General features: G+C 36.1%; 26 protein-coding genes. 11 read left to right on the top strand and 15 right to left on the bottom strand.

Annotated features, from left to right (window positions below; genetic code table 11):
- Positions 1-14 precede the first annotated feature (14 nt).
- Positions 15-413, bottom strand: a complete 399-nt coding sequence (locus K350_RS0115450) for an acyl-CoA thioesterase (protein ID WP_028980683.1) — start codon at positions 411-413, stop codon at positions 15-17.
- Between the two features lie 184 nt (positions 414-597).
- Here K350_RS0115450 and K350_RS0115445 point away from each other — a divergent pair, with 184 nt between their 5' ends.
- Both K350_RS0115445 and K350_RS0115440 read left to right on the top strand, forming a co-directional pair.
- On the top strand, positions 598-2,877 hold the full coding sequence (locus tag K350_RS0115445; protein WP_037575953.1) for a TonB-dependent receptor: 2,280 nt from the start codon (positions 598-600) through the stop codon (positions 2,875-2,877).
- A 90-nt stretch (positions 2,878-2,967) separates the two neighbouring features.
- The gene (locus tag K350_RS0115440) at positions 2,968-3,654 is read left to right on the top strand and encodes a type 1 glutamine amidotransferase (protein WP_028980681.1); all 687 of its coding nucleotides are present in this window, start codon (positions 2,968-2,970) and stop codon (positions 3,652-3,654) included.
- On the opposite strand, the gene K350_RS0115435 is transcribed toward K350_RS0115440, so the two are convergent.
- From K350_RS0115435 to K350_RS0115415, 5 genes are all read right to left on the bottom strand, one after another.
- Positions 3,634-4,260 carry a LysE family translocator gene (locus K350_RS0115435; RefSeq protein ID WP_028980680.1) on the bottom strand — a complete coding sequence of 209 codons (627 nt, stop codon included), beginning with the start codon at positions 4,258-4,260 and terminating at the stop codon, positions 3,634-3,636. The genes K350_RS0115440 and K350_RS0115435 overlap by 21 nt on opposite strands.
- 172 nt (positions 4,261-4,432) lie before the next feature.
- Positions 4,433-5,197 carry a TPM domain-containing protein gene (locus K350_RS0115430; RefSeq protein WP_028980679.1) on the bottom strand — a complete coding sequence of 255 codons (765 nt, stop codon included), beginning with the start codon at positions 5,195-5,197 and terminating at the stop codon, positions 4,433-4,435.
- Between the two features lie 13 nt (positions 5,198-5,210).
- Positions 5,211-5,954, bottom strand: a complete 744-nt coding sequence (locus tag K350_RS0115425) for a TPM domain-containing protein (protein WP_037575951.1) — start codon at positions 5,952-5,954, stop codon at positions 5,211-5,213.
- Positions 5,955-5,957: 3 nt separating this feature from the next.
- Positions 5,958-6,395, bottom strand: coding sequence for a TPM domain-containing protein (locus tag K350_RS0115420; RefSeq protein WP_028980677.1), 438 nt, complete (start codon positions 6,393-6,395; stop codon positions 5,958-5,960).
- Positions 6,396-6,401: 6 nt separating this feature from the next.
- A complete protein-coding gene (locus K350_RS0115415; protein WP_028980676.1) occupies positions 6,402-6,980 on the bottom strand; it encodes a LemA family protein in 579 nt (192 codons plus the stop codon).
- A gap of 405 nt (positions 6,981-7,385) precedes the next feature.
- Here K350_RS0115415 and K350_RS32745 point away from each other — a divergent pair, with 405 nt between their 5' ends.
- The 8 genes from K350_RS32745 (at position 7,386) to K350_RS32385 (ending at position 12,568) form a co-directional block, all read left to right on the top strand.
- Complete coding sequence (locus K350_RS32745; RefSeq protein ID WP_211236754.1) at positions 7,386-7,523, top strand: hypothetical protein; 138 nt, start codon at positions 7,386-7,388, stop codon at positions 7,521-7,523.
- Between the two features lie 179 nt (positions 7,524-7,702).
- Positions 7,703-8,305, top strand: a complete 603-nt coding sequence (locus K350_RS0115400) for an outer membrane beta-barrel protein (protein WP_028980674.1) — start codon at positions 7,703-7,705, stop codon at positions 8,303-8,305.
- 80 nt (positions 8,306-8,385) lie between these two features.
- Complete coding sequence (locus tag K350_RS0115395; RefSeq protein ID WP_028980673.1) at positions 8,386-8,700, top strand: ArsR/SmtB family transcription factor; 315 nt, start codon at positions 8,386-8,388, stop codon at positions 8,698-8,700.
- Positions 8,701-8,756: 56 nt separating this feature from the next.
- Positions 8,757-9,572 (top strand): sulfite exporter TauE/SafE family protein, encoded by an 816-nt coding sequence (locus tag K350_RS0115390; protein WP_028980672.1) that lies wholly within the window; start codon positions 8,757-8,759, stop codon positions 9,570-9,572.
- A gap of 8 nt (positions 9,573-9,580) precedes the next feature.
- Complete coding sequence (locus tag K350_RS0115385; protein ID WP_028980671.1) at positions 9,581-10,996, top strand: MBL fold metallo-hydrolase; 1,416 nt, start codon at positions 9,581-9,583, stop codon at positions 10,994-10,996.
- 203 nt (positions 10,997-11,199) lie between these two features.
- Positions 11,200-11,769 (top strand): YeeE/YedE family protein, encoded by a 570-nt coding sequence (locus K350_RS0115380; RefSeq protein WP_211236753.1) that lies wholly within the window; start codon positions 11,200-11,202, stop codon positions 11,767-11,769.
- A gap of 12 nt (positions 11,770-11,781) precedes the next feature.
- A complete protein-coding gene (locus K350_RS0115375) occupies positions 11,782-12,228 on the top strand; it encodes a DUF6691 family protein (RefSeq protein WP_028980669.1) in 447 nt (148 codons plus the stop codon).
- 184 nt (positions 12,229-12,412) lie between these two features.
- On the top strand, positions 12,413-12,568 hold the full coding sequence (locus K350_RS32385; protein ID WP_156027058.1) for a hypothetical protein: 156 nt from the start codon (positions 12,413-12,415) through the stop codon (positions 12,566-12,568).
- A gap of 176 nt (positions 12,569-12,744) precedes the next feature.
- Here the strand turns inward: K350_RS32385 and K350_RS0115360 are convergent, their stop codons facing one another.
- Complete coding sequence (locus K350_RS0115360; RefSeq protein ID WP_028980668.1) at positions 12,745-13,044, bottom strand: hypothetical protein; 300 nt, start codon at positions 13,042-13,044, stop codon at positions 12,745-12,747.
- Between the two features lie 260 nt (positions 13,045-13,304).
- On the opposite strand from K350_RS0115360, the gene K350_RS0115355 reads away from it, so the two are divergent.
- Positions 13,305-14,786, top strand: coding sequence for a hypothetical protein (locus tag K350_RS0115355; protein WP_156027057.1), 1,482 nt, complete (start codon positions 13,305-13,307; stop codon positions 14,784-14,786).
- A 75-nt stretch (positions 14,787-14,861) separates the two neighbouring features.
- Here the strand turns inward: K350_RS0115355 and bcp are convergent, their stop codons facing one another.
- The 8 genes from bcp to K350_RS32545 all read right to left on the bottom strand — a co-directional run.
- Entirely contained in the window at positions 14,862-15,377 is a 516-nt protein-coding gene (gene bcp, locus K350_RS0115350; protein WP_081671025.1) for a thioredoxin-dependent thiol peroxidase, read from the bottom strand.
- 121 nt (positions 15,378-15,498) lie between these two features.
- On the bottom strand, positions 15,499-15,921 hold the full coding sequence (locus K350_RS0115345; protein WP_211236752.1) for a hypothetical protein: 423 nt from the start codon (positions 15,919-15,921) through the stop codon (positions 15,499-15,501).
- Positions 15,922-16,023: 102 nt separating this feature from the next.
- Entirely contained in the window at positions 16,024-17,151 is a 1,128-nt protein-coding gene (locus tag K350_RS0115340) for a T9SS type A sorting domain-containing protein (protein WP_028980664.1), read from the bottom strand.
- 495 nt (positions 17,152-17,646) lie between these two features.
- Positions 17,647-18,051, bottom strand: coding sequence for a hypothetical protein (locus K350_RS0115330; protein WP_028980663.1), 405 nt, complete (start codon positions 18,049-18,051; stop codon positions 17,647-17,649).
- Positions 18,052-18,257: 206 nt separating this feature from the next.
- The gene (locus K350_RS0115325; RefSeq protein ID WP_028980662.1) at positions 18,258-18,587 is read right to left on the bottom strand and encodes a hypothetical protein; all 330 of its coding nucleotides are present in this window, start codon (positions 18,585-18,587) and stop codon (positions 18,258-18,260) included.
- A 4-nt stretch (positions 18,588-18,591) separates the two neighbouring features.
- Complete coding sequence (locus K350_RS31340; protein ID WP_051313184.1) at positions 18,592-20,406, bottom strand: eCIS core domain-containing protein; 1,815 nt, start codon at positions 20,404-20,406, stop codon at positions 18,592-18,594.
- 457 nt (positions 20,407-20,863) lie between these two features.
- Positions 20,864-21,481 carry an FISUMP domain-containing protein gene (locus tag K350_RS31335; protein WP_051313183.1) on the bottom strand — a complete coding sequence of 206 codons (618 nt, stop codon included), beginning with the start codon at positions 21,479-21,481 and terminating at the stop codon, positions 20,864-20,866.
- 552 nt (positions 21,482-22,033) lie between these two features.
- Positions 22,034-23,036 (bottom strand): hypothetical protein (locus K350_RS32545; RefSeq protein WP_028980661.1); only part of this gene is annotated, 1,003 nt, incomplete at its 5' end.

The following is a 23,036-nucleotide window of genomic DNA, read 5'->3' as shown; positions in this document are numbered from 1 at the left end:
TTACTTCTATTTTTTTAACTATCATAATCCTTTAAAATCCTCACTGGCTTCTTATCTTCTCCCACTGCAACCATAGTAAACAAGCCCTCAATAGCCTTTTCTCTTTTTTCGTGATACATCTCTTCCACAAAAATTTCCACTTTTACCTGGATACTTGTGTTCCCTACATGTTCAATCTTACCAATTATCTCAATGATTGTTCCGGCAGGAATAGGTCGCTTAAAATCTATCTTATTTGTTGAAACAGTAACAAGTCTCTGCTTGCTGAATCTAGTTGCTGTAATAAATGCAACTTCATCCATATAGGCCAAGGCAGCCCCTCCGAAAAGGGTATCATAATGATTCACGGTATTAGGAAAAATCGCCTTAAACTGACGTGTCTCAGCTTCTTTAATTCTGGTCTCTAAATCCATTCTCTCTTTTTTCTACAATATAAATCGGGATTAATCATTAAAAAAATGTCAATGCTAATCGATTCATTAGAAGCTATAACTAAGATGTTGGTTATTATGATTATCTAGTTTTTTAGGCTACCCTAAATTTTAGTTTAACATATATCTAAAATTTATGTTTATATTTAACAAAATTTTAATTTAAATGGGACTAAAAATAAAATTTATCCTTTTTATACTGGCTTCAAGCATTTTACTCATCCGAAATGAAGGCTGGAGTCAGACATCCAATATAAAAGGGAATGTTAACTCCTCAGGAGAGCCTGTAATCGGAGCACTGGTAATTATAGAAAATCTGAATCAAAGCCAGTTGACAGATACACTTGGAAATTTTATCTTTTCGCAGATACCAGAGGGAAGCTATAAGATTAAAGTACAGGGGATAGATTATCAGAATTATGAAAGAAGTGTGACCGTAAAGGCCGGTGAAAACAAAAAACTTGACATACAACTTGACGCACTCAAATCAGAGCTAAACGAAGTCGTTGTGACAGGAACAATGAAAGAAGTAAGTAGAACTTCATCTCCGATACCTGTAGAAGTATATACTCCAAACTACTTTAAGAAAAACCCGACGCCAAGTCTGTTCGAAAGCCTGCAGATTGTCAATGGTGTACTGCCTCAGCTAAACTGCAATATCTGCAATACCGGGGATATACATATCAACGGGATGGAAGGTCCTTATACAATGATTACCATTGACGGAATGCCTATAGTAAGCAGCCTTTCCACAGTTTATGGCCTAAGCGGAATACCTAACAGTATGGTTCAAAGAATAGAAGTTGTTAAAGGTCCAGCCTCTACGCTATATGGATCAGAGGCCGTAGGAGGGTTGATCAATATCATCACTAAAGACCCGGCGACATCTCCTCGCGGAACTGTTGACGTTTTCGGTACGTCTCAGCGAGAGCTTAATGCGGACGTATCTGTCAGAAGTAATGTTGGAAAAACCACTTCATTATTAGGCATCAATTATTTTAACTTCAAAAATAAACTTGATGTCAATAGCGATCGCTTTACAGATGTGACACTTCAGGACAGAGTTTCTGTTTTTAACAAATGGAATTTCAAAAGGAAAAATAACAGACTGGCATCTATTGCCGGAAGATATATCTATGAAGATCGCTGGGGAGGTGAGGTAAATTATGAAAATAAATTTCGTGGTACGGACAGTGTTTACGGAGAATCTATATATACAAAAAGATATGAGTTGATTGGAGTTTACCAGCTTCCGCTTAAAGAAAAGATAACATTTCAGTTCTCACTAAACTCACATCATCAAAATTCGGCCTATGGTATAATACCATTTATTGCCCAGCAAAATATAGGGTTTGCTCAGTTCTTGTATGACAAAAAACTTTCTGCAAGACATGATCTTTTAGTTGGTTTGCCTTTTCGATATATTTATTATGATGATAATACACCCGGGACCAGGACATCCGATACAAATGATCCTATAAACAAACCGCAGAAGACATTTCTCCCAGGAATATTCGTGCAGGAAGAGTTTGCTATAAACACCAAACTTAAAAGCCTTGCTGGTTTGAGATATGACTATAACTCCATTCATGGTTCCATTTTAACACCTAGACTCAGTTTTAAATACGATCTTTCAAAAACAAATATCATCAGGCTTAGCGGTGGCAATGGCTACAGAACAGTAAACCTCTTTACTGAAGATCATGCGGCTTTGACCGGCTCAAGAGAAGTTGTCATTTCACATGAACTCAAGCCCGAGAAATCATATAATGCAAACCTTAATTATCAGAAATTCATAAACACCAAAAAAGGATTTATAAGCCTTGATCTGAGTGTGTTCTACACCTATTTCACAAATAAAATCATCGGAGACTTTCTTACAGACCCGGACAAAATCATTTATGACAATCTCAATGGCCACGCTATCTCCAAAGGAATTACTTTAAATACGGATTTCAGTTTTTCCTTTCCTTTAAAAATCATCGCAGGTATAACATTGATGGATGTTTATTCAGTGCAAAAAGATAGCAACGGGGTAAACAGAAGAGTGCAGCAACTGCATGCGCCAAAAGTTTCCGGGACGTTTGCTGTTACATATAAAATTAATCAGCTTGGAATTGTTATTGACTATACAGGAAGAGTAACAGGACCAATGGAACTTCCTGTGCAGGCAAATGACTATCGCCCTTCTGTTTCACCATGGTACAGTATTCAGAATATTCAGGTCACAAAAAAAATCAACAAGCAGTTTGAAGTATATGGGGGAGTTAAGAATCTTCTGAACTATCTGCCAAAGTATTCTTTGCTACGTTCGGAAGATCCTTTTGACAAAAGAGTTAACGATCCTGTGAGCAATCCAAATGGATATACGTTCGATACAAGTTACAACTATGCCCCTATTCAGGGGATAAGAGGATTTGCAGGAATTAGGTGGATTCTTCAGTAAAAAGTCCAAAATAAATCTTGCACAAGATCTATAATTCCCGTCCAAATAGTATATTTGAAAAATCTGATTTTTAGAATTGAATAATTTATTATGAACATTCATTATTTAAGGCATGTAGAGTTTGAAGGGCTTGGATGTATAAAAGAATGGGCAAAAGTACCCGATAACAGACTCACTGCAACTAAATTCTATGAAGACAATAAGCTTCCTTTTGTAGAGCTGTTTGACCTGTTGATTGTAATGGGTGGCCCTATGGGAGTTTACGATGAAAGGCAATACCCATGGATGAAGAAGGAGAAAGAACTCATTGCTAAAGCTATAGATAAAAATAAAAAAGTACTTGGCATATGTCTGGGTGCTCAGCTAATTGCGGATGTATTGGGGGCAAAGGTTTATAAAAATAAAGAAAAGGAGATCGGCTGGCTACCTTTGAACTTGACTGAAGAAGCTAAAAACAATTCCTTATTTAGTGATTTCAAGCTCAAACCTACCGTATTCCAGTGGCATGGTGATACATTCGACATTCCTTCAGGAGCTAAAAGAATTGCTTCGAGTGAAGCTTGCGAAAATCAAGGATTTATATACGGAGATAATGTTGCAGCATTTCAGTTTCATCTTGAAGTGACGGCAAGCAGTATAGATAAAATGATAGCCAACTGTGGTCAGGAACTTGTAAAAGCACCCTACATTCAGACAGCAGAAGAATTGCGTAATGAAGACCACATCACCTCATCAAATGAGATGATGATTAGCTTCTTAAATAAATTTGTAAACTAAATCGCATAGCTGGTATACACCTAAAACTATCAGCACATAACCGATTAGTTTGTTTACAAACTGGCTCTTCAGATTAACCTTTGCCGCAATAGAGTGGCTAAGAAAAGCAATAAGCGTAAGTACCAGTATAGTACCAATGCATATACCTGCTATAAATACATTAAGCAGAAAATCATCTTTGGCAATCCATTTATTGCTCATAAAAATAGAGCCCCAGAAAACCCAGAAAGGAATCTGTAAGGGATTGATAACACCAAGAAAAATTCCGTTCAGAAAACTCCTTCCTTTTTTTAACTCCCTGCTTTCTCCTTCTTTTTCCTCTTTCCTTAAATAATACACTGCTACCAAGAGGAAGACCGGAACAGAAACCATGCGGATGATTGAGTCGAGATGGGTTTGTGTCATTAAAACACCAATTAACTTAATGGCAATAGTGCTATAAATTAATTCTATCAAAGTTGCCCCCAATGCAAAGTAAAGGCCTGCTTTGAGATTGACAGAAACAGTGGTTTGAACAACACCAAGATTTATAGTACCCAAAGGAATGCTCCCTGCGAAACTAACTACCACTCCTATCAATAAATGCCAAATAATATCTACTACCATAAACTTAATCAAAATGTAAAGCTACGAATTTAAATGTATAGCTTTCTATAAGACATATTTTGAATACATTAATTCTAAACCAGAACTTAAACGTGGATTTTTAAGCTTCAGTATCTAAAGATTAGATCGCTGATATATAGGACATTAAAACGCAGACTGTTTATAATGCCTATCACCAGACACCAACAGCTCCCCCGCCCCCTCTGAGCAAAGCAGCCTTTCTGGCTTCATAAGCACCCTGATTTTTGGAAAAAGCATCGAAGCCTCCTCTATGCGCACCAAAAGTGTTCATGAGCATCAGACTCGTAAAAAAACCAGGCTTTCTTGTGCTGAAATGATTTTGAAGCACCACTCTATATTGCAGAATGGGAAAAAACAAAACAAAAAATAAAACCATCAGGGTAACAAATATGAAAAATGGCCCTCTATAACTTTCGTGTAAATCACCTTTCTCCATTTTTCCCGACAAAAGCAGTTTGATCTGAGAAATTGAATTGTCTATTCCTTCATAATAATTCTTTTTTCTTGTCTGAGGAAGAAGATACTGATCCTCTATTTTCTTTAAAAGATCGATATCAATTTTCCCAGATAATTCTTTGGATGGAATAATAGCATATTTGCTGTCAGTAGGATCCAGGATAAAAATGATATTGGATGGATTTAATTTATTCTCACTGATCCATTTTGCTGAAAGCTGCTCTGCATATTGCTCCATATCGGTGTGAACTGCAGAATCAACTGAAATTACAATTACCTCCGCAATTGAAGAATCTTTTAAATACAGCAAATGCTTCTCAAGACTAACAATTTGTTCCGACGAAAGTAAATCTGCATTATCAAACACAAAGCTATTTTCAGGAAATCTTGAAAGTATATCAGCCTTTAGATTCAGGATTGAAAAAAGTCCCAGAAATATTATCAGAAAATATTTTCTCATGCAGATTTAATTTTTACCATTTACCGCCGGATCCGCCACCGCCAAAGCCGCCACCGCCAAAACCACCGAAGCCTCCTCCACCGCCGCCAGAACTCCAGCCACCACCGCCATAGAACGGTCCTCTGGAAGAATATGTAGTATGACCTCCGCCTCCTTTATTTTTAAATATACTATAGAGTATAAAGAACAAGATGATTAAAATAATCGCTGTTCCAAATTTATTGCGACCTCCCTGTTTCTTAGGCTCAGCCTTATATTCACCTGAGGCCAGTTTAATAATAATGTTTGTAGCCTCATCAAGACCATCATAATACCTTTGTTCACGAAAAGTCGGCTTGATTACTTCCTCAAAAATTCTTTTCGCCATTGCATCAGGAACTACCCCTTCCATGCCATAGCCTGTTGAAATAAAGAAGTCATGAGACTCCATTGCTACAAGAATAACGATTCCGTTATTTTTACCTTTGACTCCGACACCCCACTTTTGACCCAGTCTTTGAGAATAATCTGCCGCCTCATAATCACCTATAGACTTTACAATAACTACAGCGATTTGAGTTGAAGTTGTGTCTTCATAATTCAGAAGCTTTTGTTCTAAAGCCTGATTTTCTGAATTAGAAAGAATTCCGGCAAAGTCGTTTACCAACCTTGGAGGAGATGGTCTTTCTGGAATATCGTTCTGGCCAATCAGAAAATTAGAAAATCCGAGAGAAAATAAAAGGACTAATAAATATCTGTACAATTTCACTACTTCCATTTATTAATCCTTTCCAAAAGAAATATCATCACTCAACTCATTAATATCATCCTTTGAATAAGGAAAATGAGTTTTCAGCTGTTCTCCAGCTTTTATAATGCCCTGGCAAAGGCCATCTGTAAACTTTCCGTCTTTGAACTTATCCTGCATCATCACTTTAATATCGTCCCAGAAATGATCAGAAACTTTTGAATTGATACCAGCATCACCCAGAATTGCAAATTTGTGATCTTTAACAGCCAGGTAAAACAAAACGCCGTTTCTCAGCTTGGTCTCATGCATTTTTAATATTTTAAAAACATCCACTGCACGGTCAAGAACGTCTTCCTTGCAATGGCTTTCCAAATGCACCTGTATTTCTCCGCTGGTATTTTTCTCAGCTTCTTTAATGGCCGATACTATTGCAGCCTGTTCCTGTTCAGAAAAGAAGGATTTTGCCATACATTTTTAGAATTTAACTTCAGGTGCTTTTTCTGCTCCGGCCGCTGCCTGGAAATATCCTTTTTTCTCAAAATCAAACATACCCGCGATCATATTCTGAGGAAATTTCCGAATATAAGCGTTGTAATCCATAACCGCTTCGTTAAAATTTCTGCGTTCTACAGATATTCTGTTTTCCGTACCTTCCAACTGAGCTTGCAACTCAAGGAAATTTTGGTTGGCACGTAACTGAGGATATTGTTCTACGGAAACCAAAAGACGAGAAAGTGCAGAAGACAATTGATCCTGGGTTTGTTGGAAATTTGCAATTTGTTCCGGAGAAAGTTTGCTCGCATCCACATTTACAGAGGTTGCTTTTGCTCTTGCTTCAATTACTTGAGTTAATGTACTTTTTTCAAAATCTGCAGCGCCTTTAACTGTATTTACAAGATTTGGAATAAGATCAAGCCTTCTTTGGTATACGTTCTGAACCTGAGCCCATTGTTGTTCCACATTTTCTTGTTTTTCTACCATTGTATTATACCCGCAGGAACTAAGAGAGGCTACCGAAAATAGAAGTAAAAGGTTAAAAATTAATCGTTTCATTTTTTGATAATATTTTAAGTTAAAGGCAAAATTAAGAATTAACACTATTGTTTTGAAATTTAACCGGGATTAAGCATTAAAACAACATATCTGTTTTAATCAATTCATTAAAATTTTCTAATAATTGACGATTATAATGATTAACAGGACTTTTCAAAGACCAATGAATATTTTGTATTTAAAGGTGTTTATCGAGATGTTAAGGGCTATAAAAATAAAAAGCCCCAAAAAGGGGCCTCTTATTTTACAAAAGAAATTAATACAGGTTATGAAAAAAATAGTGTTATTTGTAGATGAATACAACTACTGGATCAAAGGTAACCAGTAAAGTATATTTATCTATATGATATTTTAAAAAGTAATCCACAATCCTGAAGATTATTGATTTAGTCCAATAAATATTCCATGAAAAAAAACAAAGTTCTTCTGATTCTTGCTCTTCTGTTTTTACTTATCATGTTGTATATCAGCTATGATATGATGTCCAGAACGAAAAAGCCCTGGGAGAAAAAAAAGAATCCGTTGAAAGAAATAAACAGGTAAGAGAATAGCCTTTTATTTGCCAGTGTCTTAATTTTCTCAGAAATCTTCCAACTTTTTTTGAATTTAATTTTTTAAAGGAGCTTAAATAAGACAAACACAAGCTCGGATTTCCAGTTCATAAATTGATTTTCTTGGTGTAACCCAATTTCGGCAAAATCTCCATTCTTAAACTCACATTTATGAAGAAGGCTCTCCTGATTTTACTCCATCTGATACCTACTCTCTCATTCAGTCAGTCGTTAGGATTGAAAGGAGGATTTAATATTTCTAATATTAAAAGCAATTCTTCTACCTTTCAGACCTCTGCTATCGTTGCGCCCTCATTTGGAATTGCCTTTTTCCCAGGCATATCTAAAGTTTTTGATATTGGAATAGAACCAACCTATTCAACATTCGGGGGAAAGGATGCAATTTCTTTTGCAGGACTTAATGGCACAGCTGTAAGCAAAATTGCCAAAGTAAAATATCATTATATAGAGGTCCCGGTTTCTCTCAATTATTATCCTTTGCATGAAACCAACATTGTCGGATTACATGCTGGTATGTCACCCATGTACTATCTTTCCAAAAAAGAAGAATTTGCTATTTCTTCATCAAAAATAAATGACTTTGTTATTGCGCCATTCGCCGGCGGGACATTTGGCTACAAATTCGCTAAAAAGGCTTTTTTTCATCTGGTGGCACGATATCAGTTTCCTATGTCCAATATTTACAAAGATGCTCCCTACACAACTAAATTTAATTCGGTTAACTTCTTTGTAATTCTTGGTTGCAGGTTATAACCCAAAATCATATCTAATTTTCTTCATATGAAACTTTTTACATATATTTACGTTTAAATAATAATCACAACGCTATCAGAATGGACTCAACAACAGACTCTAAAACCGGAATTAGTATTGAAAAGCTTGAAAAAGCTTGTGCTGTCCTTAAGACAATCGCGCATCCTATGCGTATGTCCATCATTGAGTTGCTTGAAAAGAATACCAGGATGAACGTAGGCGAAATGCAGGAGCATCTTAAAATAGAGCAAGCGGCTCTATCTCACCATCTGATTGCCATGAAAGACAAGAAAATCCTCAAATGCCAGAGAGAGGGCAAAAACATGGTTTATGAATTAAAAGAAAAACGCATCATAAAAATTTTAGAGTGCGTTGCTCAATGCGAATGTGATTGAGTTTTTTTTCTTAATACATGTAATTATTTAAATATGTAAATATCTCAATTTAAGCTATGGAGATTTTAGGTTATTTGTTCGCGGTACTAATTGGTCTCACGCTGGGCCTTATTGGTGGTGGAGGCTCAATACTTACGGTACCTGTACTAGTTTATCTTTTAAAACTAAGCCCTGTTACATCTACAGCGTATTCACTTTTTGTTGTAGGCTCTACTTCATTGGCCGGAGCTATTAGTTACTTCAGGAAAAAGCAATTGTGCTACAGGGCTGCAATCGCATTTTCCTTACCATCTTTCATGTCTGTATTCCTGACCAGAAGATTTCTGGTACCTCTCCTGCCAGATAAAATTACAGAATATTCAGGCTTTGTACTGAACAAAGAAGTATTGATCATGATTGCCTTTGCCATATTGATGATTGCTTCATCCTATTCCATGATCAAAAAGCAATTGAACAAAACCATAACAGAAGAGGAGTTTAATCCAGCAACAGTTAGGTTTAATTACCCAATGATCATTGTCGAAGGACTTATCCTTGGAGTACTTACCGGATTTGTCGGAGCGGGCGGAGGCTTCCTGATTATTCCGGCATTGGTACTACTTGTTGGACTGCCGATGAAAGTTTCTATTGGCACATCTTTACTGATTATTGCAGCGAATTCTCTTATTGGTTTCACCGGTGACCTATATGCAGGTTTAAGTGCTGACTGGAATTTTCTTCTTGTTTACACCGCTTTTGCGCTAGCCGGAATTTTCATTGGTACGATTTTATCAAAAAAAGTACAGGGGGATAAATTAAAACCTGCTTTTGGTTACTTTACACTTGTTCTTGGATTATTTATTATAATAAAAGAAGTATTGTTTCACCCTTAATTATTGATATGAAAGTTGAACAAATTTATACCGGTTGCCTCGCACAGGGTGCATACTATATCGAATCTGCAGGAGAAGTCGCAATCATTGATCCTCTAAGAGAAGTCGGACCATATATAGCCCGTGCTGAAAAAGCAGGAGCTAAAATCAAATACATATTTGAAACTCACTTTCATGCAGACTTTGTATCCGGACATCTTGATCTTAGCAGAAAAACCGGAGCCCCCATTATATATGGCCCCACAGCCACGACTGAATTTGATTCGATAATTGCAGCCGATGGACAGGAATTTAAATTAGGTAATGTAACCATCAAGGTATTACATACTCCGGGACATACACTTGAAAGCACAGTTTACCTTTTAAAAAACGAAGAAGGAAAAGACTATGCCATATTCAGTGGCGATACTTTGTTTCTCGGAGATGTGGGAAGACCTGACCTGGCCCAGAAAGCTGGTCAGATCACAGCTGAAGATCTGGCAGGTATGCTTTATGAAAGCCTCATGAATAAAATATTGCCACTGGCTGATGACATCATTGTTTATCCTGCACACGGCGCTGGAAGTGCCTGCGGAAAAAACATGATGAAGGAAACCATCGACACCTTGGGCAATCAGAAGAAAACCAATTACGCTCTGAATCAGCCAGACAAAGCATCTTTCATAAAAGAAGTAACAGATGGACTTTTACCTCCTCCAGCTTACTTTCCGCTCAATGCTGCTTTGAATAAAAAAGGTTACGAAAGCTTTGACGAAGTTTTGAATCATGGACTTAAGCCGCTTACCCCCTCAGAATTAGAAGATGTTGCAGAAGTCCACAATGCTCTGGTACTAGATACAAGAGCCAACACGGAGTTCTACAAATCTTTCATTCCTCAATCAATCAACATTGGTCTGAACGGAGACTTTGCTCCCTGGGTCGGCTCACTGATTGCTGATGTGAAGCAACCAATAATACTGGTAACAGAACCAGGAAAAGAGGAAGACGCAGTAACCCGACTAAGCAGAGTAGGCTTTGACAATATACTGGGTCATCTCAAAGGTGGCTTTGAATCCTGGCTGGCAGAAGGAAAAGAAACTGACTCAGTAAATCGTATAGATGCTGAAGAGTTTTCAAAGAGAATTAAGATCGGAGAAAGCAAAGTCATAGATGTTCGAAAAGAAACGGAATACTCTGCAGAACATGTACAGGAGGCATTTAATAAGCCTCTTGCCTATATCAATGAATGGATAAAAGATATCAATCCAAAAGAGCATTTCTATTTACATTGCGCCGGCGGATATAGAAGCATGATGGCCGCATCAATATTGCAGGCTAGAGGCTACAGAAACTTTACGGAAATAGCGGGAGGATTTGGAGCTATATCCAAAACTTCTGTTCCCAAAACAGATTTCGTTTGTCAAAGCAAATTGTTGAAGGTGTAGGATAAAAATAAAGAACGCATAAACTGCTTTAGAAAAGCCTCTGCTATGGTTATCAAAAACACAAAAAGGTAAATTCATACCATAAATCCTCAAAAGCAGAGACACATTATTCAGTCAGAAAAATAAAATATCATGGTAAATAAACGTTTCAATGGAGTTTAAAACTTCATCAAAGCATTTATTTCCCAAAAGTAAAGTTCATCATGAATATTATAGAATTTCTATCTCAACCCTGGCCATGGTATGTGGCCGGACCACTAATCGGATTAACTGTTCCCATTCTCTTAATCATTGGTAACAAATCATTTGGCATAAGCTCAAACTTAAGACATATCTGCGCTGCATGTATTCCTGCAAAAATTCCCTTCTTCCAGTATGATTGGAAGAAAGAAGCCTGGAACCTTTTCTTTGTAGCTGGCATCATTATCGGTGGATTTATTGGAGCCAATTTCCTAAGCAATCCCGAATCTATAGAAGTAAATCAAAAGCTTGCAGAAGATCTTTCAGCTTATGGTATTACAAATTATCAAAACATAGTGCCTGAAGATTTATTTAACTGGAATGCATTGTTCTCACAAAGAGGATTCTTACTAATGGTTGTGGGCGGTTTTCTCGTAGGCTTCGGAACAAGATATGCCGGAGGCTGTACTAGTGGCCATGCCATTATGGGATTGTCAACACTTCAATGGCCATCCTTGATAGCTACTATTTGCTTCATGATAGGAGGTTTTATCATGGCTAATCTAATTCTTCCCCTTATTCTTTCTCTTTAAAATTTTATTCAAATGACTCATCAGGAAATAAATAAACCTGCCCCTTGGTGGCATTATCTAAAATATGTGATAGTAGGGATAGCCTTCGGAATTGTATTTGTAAAGGCTGAAATCATAAGCTGGTTCCGTATTCAGGAAATGTTCAGATTGGAATCCTTTCATATGTACGGCATAATCGGAAGTGCTGTAGCAACCGGGTTAATCTCCGTTTTATTAATCAAAAAATTCAACATAAAAACCCTTAGCGGAGAAGAAATAAAATTTCATCCTAAAACCTTCAACAAGGGTCAGATATATGGTGGCCTGTTGTTTGGCCTTGGCTGGGCTATGACAGGAGCTTGTCCGGGACCATTATTTGCTCAGATAGGAACAGGTGCAACTGTTATTACTATATCCCTTCTCAGCGCCATTGCAGGCACATGGGTCTATGGATATTTCAGGGAAAAACTACCTCATTGAGAAATAATTCTGAACCAGCTATAAACAATTTCCCGCCTTTTCAATCTCAGTATATGAAAACTTTATTATGATATCGAAAATCAAAAAAAATGGGCAGGGAGAAAAAAAATTTTCGGAAGGAAATGAACAAGTCATAAACAATCTTTTTACCGGCCAGTTAAGGCGATATCGAAACACATGAAATATGGGTTTAATACAAGAAAATGAAGAGCAAACAGAATGGATATTTACAGGGATACCTGACTATTCCGGTAATTTCTTCAACGATATAGTGAACATTGGCGCAGGCATCGAGACAGGATTAATTTACCTGAAAAAAATTGTGTTAAAGAACCTCTAAAAAGAAAATTTAAAACCTCAACGCTCTTGAAAAAAGTTTACACAATAAAGACTGGTATTGAGAATTGCGCGGAATATAAAATTGACACAACCATTATATCGGATTTGTCCCATAAGCATGAAAAAAAAGCCCTTCTTAACAGAGAGCTTTTAAATATTCAATTATTGAGAGCAGGTTTAAGCATTTGGACGTCTTTTTACTTTTTTATCCTGCTTATCCTGCACTACTTTAAACTTTTTGTTAACAACAACCCGTCTTCCGTTACGGATTTCTTCAACTTGTCTGTAAATGAATTTATCTCCTGCAGCGGTACTCATTTTCCACTTAAGATAGTAGACAACCAAAGCTACAAGTGCAAGAGCAAAGAACGAACCGATTGCAATAGTTTCATACTTGCGCTCTCCGGCGGCATAAGTACTTAAGGGAGATACAATAAATAAGACAAGTAAATAAGGGAGAATTCTAATTTTATTCATTTCTTATAATTTTTTGTGTGCATTTTTTGCTATTAAAAAAAATTAATTATTTGCTAATGAATACTATAAGTCAAAGTAAATGTACGAAATGATAAAAAATATTACAAGCAATTGACATAAAAAAAACTAAAGAAAAAAATACCTGTTTTCCTATCGTAGCCAACATGATAGCGGCAATTTTCTGAATAGAGCATTAGTTCCCTTATCAGGGAACCTGCGAATTCAGTGATACAGCACCGTTGTCTTAAGGGAGTATAATTATGAGAAAAGGTATTTTACTGCTGACCATTGTCTTTTGCATGACAATGACAGCCAATGCACAACACGAGATTACCGCGCTAAACCTTACTATTCAAAATCCGAAGGATGTATATTCTGTAGCTCAGGCTGGTAAAGGGCTTGCATTTTTGTTTAAGACGAACAAACAATATCAAACCATTATACTTTCTGATGATTTTAATGAGCAGAGGAAAACTGTTTACAAAAGAAGTGCTGATGAAAAGAAAGAAGAAATACTCGGTGGCCTTATAGATTCTATATATGCCGTGTTTTACTTTCATCATCCAAAGTCCAATATTTTATCTCAACTGAAAGTTAACAAAGTTACAGGTGAGCAAGCTTATGAGAAGTTCTTTGTCCTTCAACCCAAAGAGCAAGTCCTTAAAGGCTTTAACATGGATGGCAAATTCTACATACTCACAGTAATGCAGTACAAGAATGATGTGAACGTTTATACAATCTCTCCTCACGCAGCAACATTGGAGGCCGACATGTATAATATGGAATTCCCAACATTCTACGGAAGACTCAGCAGAAAAAGCGATGGTACTGAAGAGGAAAAGCCACTTGTAATTGATGATATTAATCCCGAGACGGTGAATACAATCAGATCCGTGCACTCCGATAAAAAACTGTATCACTCCAAAGGTAAAATCTTCTTCACCTTTGATGATGCAGACAGAACCCATCTTATAGAAATAGATACCTATAAAAAATCTTCAGTATATAAAAAATTAAACTTCACACTCGAAAGAACAACGAACGTGTCAAGGCAACAAGGCAATAGCTTCATTACTGACAATACATTATTCAGAATAAGCATGAATCCTGACCAGATGAACCTCACTGTGCTCAACCTTGATACGATGAGCTTGTTGGCTACATACAATATTTTCCCTGAAGAAAATGAAGTGAACATAGCTAACTCGCCAATGGTGCAGGAAGGTATTATAGTCGGCTTTGACAACAATGATGAAAAAATAATCAGGAAGACTTCTCAATTCTTCAAAAAAGCACTTGGTGGAGATATTGCTATCGTTGTAAATAAAACAGAGAAAAATAAGCTGGCTGTACAAATCGGTTCTTATGAAGAATTTACTGTATATAAAGGCGCTGGTACGGGAACGCCAATAAGCTCGGGGTCTTCCTTCAGTCCATACACTACCGCATCGCTTGGATATGGTTATCCAGGTTTTGGATATTCATCTTACTTTCCAAACAGCGGTCCGACAATGACGAGAATAAATCTTGTGCATTTTGAAAGCTTGTTTGACGATACCTTTGAGCATGTTGAAGGCAATATACCAAAGAGCGCCATGCAGAAGATTACTGATTATAAAGAAGATAAATTCGGTCCTGCAGGGCCGGAAGTTAACAATACAACTGCATACAAACAAAATGTTATTCTGGGGTACCTGAATAAAAGGACAAATAAGTTCCAGTTACTAGAGTTTAAGAAATAACATAAATGTCCTTATAATAGCAAAAAGGCTGCCCCATTAGGAGGCAGCCTTTTTCATTAGCAGGTTAATACCTTATTAAAACTCTTTCCTGATTTGCTCAGTATGTGCGCCGGGAACAACCTCGTCAATGATTTCACTTATAAAACCCTTTTCATCAATTATAAACGTAACCCTGGAAGTTCCCATGAACTTCTCTCCACCTCTTTCTTTTTCTACCCATGTACCATATTTTTGATGAATAGATTTGTCTACATCTGCAATAAGGGTGAAAGGCAAGTTAAACTGATTTTTGAAAGTTCTATGAGAAACTTCGTCATCCGGGCTTACGCCTAAAACAGTGTAACCTTCTTTTTGTAGAAGTTCATAATTGTCTCTCAGATTACAAGCTTCTTTAGTGCAGCCCGGAGTATTGTCTTTTGGATAAAAATATAAGATTACCTTTTTACCTTTAAGTGAACTTAGTGTAACAACTTTTCCATCCTGATCCTTGGAAGTAAAATCCGGTGCAACATCTCCTACTTTAAGTTTTGTTGGCCTGATGCAGGACACAAAAAATAAAACTATGATTAATGATCGAATGAGTCCTTTCATAATTGATACTATCTGACTTGTGTTCACAAAATTACTTCAGATATATCAAACCAAAAAATCATACCACAAAGTGAAAAAGTTCCTCCACCTCTAGTGGTAGTATTTCCTTTACTTTATTCAACTACCTGATAAAAACAACATCTTTATGAATTCTGCTCTTGTAATCATCAAGCGTTGTTGAAGGAAATATTTCAATAAAATCTATCTGACCATGGGTGGCAGAAACTGCAAAACCCTTCTCAGGATATGCATGCAAGTTACTGGTTTTGCCTGCTCGGGATGAAAGGCGATGACCTGCACCATAGTCTGATTTTATCTTGTCGAAGGACATATTACCTAAACGTTCTTCATCACTGATATAGATCATTACAAGCTTATTCCCATCAAAATAAAAATATCCCGGAAGCGCATCTGGTTTATTCACTCTGGATAAGCCCTGCAACTTTATATAACTGACGTTTTTATCTATTTCACTATCTTTTATTCCAAATTTCTCTATTAATGAAGAATAATCATATCCCTTGTATTTCAGCAGTTCTTCCATTTCAGAATATTTATATCCAGTTCTACTTATTGAGTTAATTACCAGGAATACTAACGTAAAGTTGAAAGCGAGGTTCATAAGACTCATTGATTAAAGTCTTATTTACGGTATTACAATTTTTTCAGATATTCTTCCTGATTCTGTTCCTATGCTCAGAAGATAAATTCCAGGAGTTAAGTCTGAGATATCATATACCATTTTAGCAGCGTTAGCTTCAAAGGTCCTGTTACCAAGCGGAATATTACCTCCTGTCATATCTGCCAGGCTGATATGTATGATACCATGAGGTTGGTCTTGAAAAATAATATTTAGCTTACCTGAGCATGGATTGGGAAAAACTTTTATTTCAGCCATTTCTCCCGTTGCCACAATTGAAGATATTTCCAGTCTGCCCTCATTATCAAATTCCACAACTCTGTAATAGAAAGACCCCGAGATCTCTTTTGTATCTTCAAAAATATAATTGGCGATAGCTCCTGAATTACCTCTTGCTTTTACTTTTCCAATAGAGTCAAAATTAATTCCATCAGAAGATCTTTGTATTTCAAAATAGTTACTGGCTCTTTCAGTTAATGTACTCCACCTCAATTCAGTAGCAGCGTTTTTATTTGTGGCACTTATATCAAGAAAATGTGTAGCAAGGGCACAGCTCTCAACAAAGTAAATATCATCAAGGCCAAAATCATTTCCACCAGAAACCGTATTTTGATCTAATATTTTAATAACAGCAGTCGTTGAAGATCCGGAATTCCACATTATGTCAAACTTCTCCCAGGTGTATACTGAAGAAGGAGCATAAAAAATACTTCCAAGGGTATCTGTATTAATTGAAAACTGAAGCTGTGCTACCTCTCCTCCCACTGCGCTACAGACCCAGGAGGAAAAGTTATACTCAGTATATGGCTTAACATTTATAGTCTGTGACCAAACGGTTTCAGGGTTTCCGGCACCATTAACAATTAAAAAATTTCCATCACCACTTGTATGATCCACTCCGGAAAAGTCTCCATGATAAGTGCTAATATCTGAACCTACAGTATACCTTCCTTCCGGGTAGAGGCAATTTTTTGTATCACAGAACTGATACGATGATATAAATCCGGAATTACCATCAGAAAAATCACTGTTAACAACAAGGTTATTAAAATGGCATTGTGCAAAGGCCCTACAATGAAAGAAAAAGGCAGCCATTATAATAATTATAATCTCAGGGCGGAAAACTGATTTCATAAATACTACAAATTTGTTTATCTCAAATGTAGTAAAAAAAATGAGGGGTTAAAAAACAGATCCTGTAGCTCTTTTTGAAAAGACGGAGTTATAGATAACAGTTTTACTTTCGCTTATACTTGTTAAAAAAAATATTAATTAGAGATGAAAAACCTTTAAATAAAGCTTATCTCATGCATCAGAAAATTAAAATCTTCTAATTACTTATGGACACAGCACTTCAAGTTTTTTAATATCCTCATCAGGATCTTTGGCAGATTTGTCATTCATAAAAATGTACCCAAGGGTCAACGCTTTTCCATTTAGAAAAAAGGAATAATAAACTGAATTTCCATTAGAGACAAATTTATAACTTACTTTGTTTACTATCCCCACTTCATCTACCTGAATATCCTTATAAAATACATCATCAACCTTGTTAATAGAATTCTGATATTGCTTTATTATAGCCTTCGAAAAGTCAAGTGGAGTTGCGGTCTTTTTTAAATTTAAAGACTATACTGTAATGACCAATGAAGGTAAATTACTTTGAGGAAGATACAACATATAAGTGCTGTCCTTGAACTCTGATTTGTCAATTAGAAGGATACCATCCTTCTCTTTTATAAACTCCTTATAGCCTTTGTCAATCGGAATTGATATTAAACAATCTTTATTATCAAAGGCAGGGGATTTTAACTTAGATTCATGTGCGTTACAGCTTGTCCTACCTGATAAAATGAGAAATAAAAAATATATAGGTATAAGATTCATCTTAGAATAAGTAAAAAAAGTATACAATCCTTTAGGAGTTGCGATCAACATAGAAATACTTTGATCAGGGACATTCAATTTTAAGGTATCTTTGTCAAAATATAAAATCCTAATGGAATCAGGATTTATATAGACAATTGTTACCACCTTTTCATAGATAAAATAGAATAATTGAAATTCCTGATATTATTCGCAGTAAATCTAAGGTTATACATTGACCCCCTCTCAATCTATGAAGTTTTATAGATACGTCGACAAAATATATTCTGCTATAAATATTCTAACTTTACCTCTTTAGACTAATGCTTGTAAGTTGTTTAATAATGCAAAAAGAAAAAAATAATGATCAACAATCATTTCTCAAACAAATTTTTAATTGAAGGACACTGGAAATCGTTAACCTCATTTCTTGCAGCGAAATCAGTAAAGTCTCCATAAGAAACATCGCTCTGAACGGATAAGTCATTCAGAAATTTTCTTGTCTCATCAGATAACTCAAGCTTATTTGATTCCGTCATAAATTGAACAACCAATTTTGACTTCGAAGAATTTGTGTCTTTACTTATTTGATTTGCCAGCTCACAAAGCTCACTTAAATCAGTACTTATATCCTTTTTCATTGAACAGCGGGAATTAACAAAAGGCAATGCCAATAGTATTAAAATAGAAAATATTCTTTTCATAAAATTAGTTACTCATATATGCTTTAAATCCGGAAATTAAATTACCATAAGATAAAGTCAAATTCCTGGAATCAATCTTATCTGAATTTTCCTCCAATATTTTAATACAAGCGGTTTTAACAAAAGAGCTGTATTTATTTATATATTCTTCTTTCATATTATCTGTAACAGGTAAGTTCATAGAGCTAGTTAACTCAGCCTTTAAATAGTCCTGCGCTTTGCCTGCAATAAACTTGACTACAGCATTACCAGGAATTGGAATTGCTCCCCAGACATTATCAAACACTACTCCCAGCCCGGCTTGCATATCCTTAATGCTACTGCCATATGAATCTAAGGTATTATTTAATATAATAGCAGAATTAACAACCATGTCATATGCATCTATTGAGGATGTACCATTAGCTTTCTCATTCAGACTATCAGCCAAAATAATTTTAGTTGCACTTATCGCATTCGAAAATGCACTTTGCATCATACTTTTTACTAAGACAGGATTCGTAACATCAGGTGTCCCTTGCGTTGCAAGGTTTTTAATTCCTGCAGAGCCTAACTGTTGATCTCCTTTCTTTCCTGAAGCATAGTTCACCAATAAATGTTGATGTTTCCCGATAAATTCTGCTAATTCCGGAGTAGTTACCCCTTCATAACTATCTAACCCCTTCTCATGCCATGAATCAACTAAATCTACTTCTGAGTTTATTTCAACTCCATATAAAGCTTTTAAAAACTCCAGCTTCTCCTGATCACTTGGCGCTCTGGTGATGTTTATAACCTTCCCATTCTGCTTCATTACATTTGGATCCCCATTTTTTATCCAGGACGGATCATTGGATGCTTTTAAAAAGCCAATAATAAATGTCATAAAGTTGGGACCACTATCAGCATATTTTAAAACTGTAGCCCATTTTTCTTTGGAAGCTGTTAAAACATATTCATTAACCCTTTTCTGGCTTATCGCATGTATATAGGAAAATGAGCCCAGATTGGTCATTCCTGGGACAACGACATCTGAAGAAAAAGTATTATCCTGAACATTGATATCTAAGGTCGGCTCTTCTTTTAATTGAATACCGTTGCTCTTACCATTAACCGTTGAAGACATGCCTTTCGCTGATCTTTCACCCATCTCATCTGCTTCTTTCTCCAGGCCTTTGTCATCATTAATATTTGCTCCCTTCTTCTGCACTGTAGGCTGCACCCTACCTTCCCTCTGTTGCACCACATGAGTTAGTTCGTGCCCCAGAAGTTCCTGCCCACTTTGTGATTCCGGACTGTACTTGCCGGGAGCAAAGTGAATGTCATTACCTTGAGTAAAAGCATGTGCGTTAAGCGCCTTTGATTGAGAAGAATTTGTATGAATGTTTACATCAGAAAAATCCTGTCCGAATGATGATTCCATCTTCTTTTGAACCACCTGAGGCATCTTACCAGATGAAGAAGTGTTGCTTTGGGACAACTCCTCAGATTCAACATTCATAGCTGGTACAGGTCCTTTACGCTGAATAGGCAATTCCTCCTCTTCAGCCGCCTGAAGCTGCAATGGCACAGGTCCCTTTCTTTGAACTGGCTCTTCTTCCTCTTCTACCATCATTGAAGGTACAGGACCTTTTTTTTCATTATTCCCCTCTCCTCCTTCTGCACTATCCCATTTCCTTTGTAATACTTCCGGAGATGAGGAATCTTGAGAATGCTCTTCTTTAGATTCTGTATTTTGCGAAGATTTTTGATCAGCAGTCTTTAATTGTGTCTGCTGCGATTGATGTAGATTACGATTGTTATTAGCCCCTTGACGGCTTTTATGTAAAAATTCTCCCATAACAGAATGAGTATAAAATAAGATAAAACGAAAAGACGCAATTACACCAATGAAATATGATATTGTGTAACCCTAATCTCTAACACTTCCTAATAAATGACGGCTTCAGGACTGTTCAAAAAAAAATCCAAATGCTAGTGTAAACAATCAGAAGCTGGTAAATTCTGCTAAATAAATATAACTCAATGAAAACAAAAATAGCAAAACTGATCTATAAATCAAGCTTTAAAAGTGACAGCTTTAAAAAATAACCATTTCGTTACACACAAAAAAAGGACTGCCTTTACGACGTCCTTTTTAATATGGTTCTGTAATAAAACCTTACTTGATAAGCTTCAAATCCGAATCATCTTGAGACCTCCATCATGTAAAATGAGAGGCTATATCTCTTTCTTATACCTAATAATTAAAAGGTAACCAGCCTGCAGGAAAGCAGGATGTTAATTATATTATTATTTTAATTCTTTAGACAACGAACACACATTTGGCCTCCTTCAAAATTTCTGCCGCGATCTATCGAATTATCATTTCTTGAAAAAGTCCTCGTCAATATATCTCCATTTGGATTACCATTTGAAATTTTGGTAGACGTCCAAACATCTCGACTATTAGCAGGTCCTGACGGAATAGTAAAATTAAATCCGGTGGAGCCTCCATTTTGCAATTTCAATCCTATGCCCTTATCAACACCTCTATCGACCCCATATCCAATTTTAGCTGTGTCAGCATTTGACATACCTAAATAATTTTCAAGAGTTCTAAAATCCAAATCTGATGGCAATCTCCAACCATTTGGACATGCAACTTTTGCTCCATCTAAATCATATATCTTACCGCCAGAAGATGGATTACAAGAATTACCTTGTGACAATGGACCATCATATCTTAAATCCTCTGCAAACCAAGTCTGATTTCCTATCTTTATTGTCTTATAAACTATCTGATCTCTCTCATCTTTTACTGTTCCCGCATTTGGATCTACCGGATTATTATCACCTTTATCTTTTCCACAAGACATAAATGTAAGACCCGCAATAGCTAAAACCAGGGTCCATGAAAGCATTAATTTTTTCATTTTCTATAAGAAGTTTTTAATTCAAAAATATATTGGTCGAACAAAATTGATGTTTAAACTTAAAAGTTATTCAACTATAACAGCATCATTAATTAAGTTTCATAAAGTAGTGTATTTAAGTTATAGGTTTCGACACTTAGGATGAATTGAATTGCACGTAATCAAAGGTTAATACCAGGTGGCCCATGCGTAAAAAATCTCCCATAGCTGAATACTTATAGTAATTGTTAAATCTAAAAATTAATCACTCAAAAGAAATTTGTCATTTCAATTGAGATGCATTAATCACATTTCAATAAATTAAATTATTAAATAACGGCCATAAAGATTATCTCTGAAAAATTCCAATAGCTATTAACGGATAACCCATAGCCTAATATGTAATCCTATCTCAAATAAATTTGTATTTAAAATAGTAATTCAAAAATAATAAAAGCAATCTATAAATCAAGCTTTTAAAAACACTTTATTAGAACAAGTAAAATAATTTATTACACACAAAAAAGGACTGTCGAAAAGACAGTCCTTTTTAATATGGTTCTGAATTAAAATTTATTTTACAAGCTTCAAATCTGAGCTCATCTTGTAGGCTGCCATCATAGAGTTGTTTACTGCATAAATAGAGCCTATCACTAGAAAGCCTCCGTCATTTGTATAGATGATGTGTTTACCTTCATCGTCTCCTGCGCCCCCGAATTCTGCTGATGCTAATACTTTACCTTCTTCTGTAACTTTGGCAACGTAAATGTTTTTGTCTCCTGCGGCAGTTCTAGTATAACCAGTGATGCCATAAACACCATTCCCTAGCGCTACTATTGAATTTGCCTCTGAGCTGTATGTGCCAGGCACAACAAACTTATCATTAACACCTGATATGCCATTAATATCTGTCTTTACAATATAAACATCTTTCAAACTGGCTGGATCCGTTGACCTGTTTTTACTTCCTGCAATAACATAACCTTCTCCTGTCTTTACCATACACCTTCCATATTCATTGATTTTGTTATGTGGTACAAATGTCAGATTCCATAGAAAGTTTCCATAATCGTCTGCTGTCGTAACAGCCATGTTGGATTCGCCATTCCTAAAGGTGGTACCACACCAGATAATACGTTTATCATCCACAATATCAAATGAACCAATTAGGTCATTTTCATTTACACCTAAAGTCCCCATTTGTCTTTTCCAGATCGTCGTATTTAAATCTGTCTTCAACAAGTACATGTCAAGGGCTGCAGCTTTTGTGTTATTGCTTCCATACACTAAGTAATTGCCATCTGCGGATTGTGCAATACCATAGCCTTTTTCATCCACTGCTGTATCGCCATATGTGTAAAAAGAAGAGTCTAATGGATTTCCATTCTTCAAAGTGAAAACCAGGATATCGGAAGTTTTGTACTTTGTGCGCTTATAACCTGTGATAACAATATTGCCATCCTTATCGATGATCATATCACGGGCTATTTCATCATAACCATCACCAAGATTATAGTATCTTGTCCAGATGGCGTTTCCGTTCCTGTCTGCTTTAACTACAAATATATTTGTATCT

This window comes from Sporocytophaga myxococcoides DSM 11118 (assembly GCF_000426725.1).
GTDB lineage: Bacteria > Bacteroidota > Bacteroidia > Cytophagales > Cytophagaceae > Sporocytophaga > Sporocytophaga myxococcoides.
The sequence above is the reverse complement of the archived record's forward strand: the minus strand, read 5'-3'. Positions and strand labels throughout refer to the sequence as shown.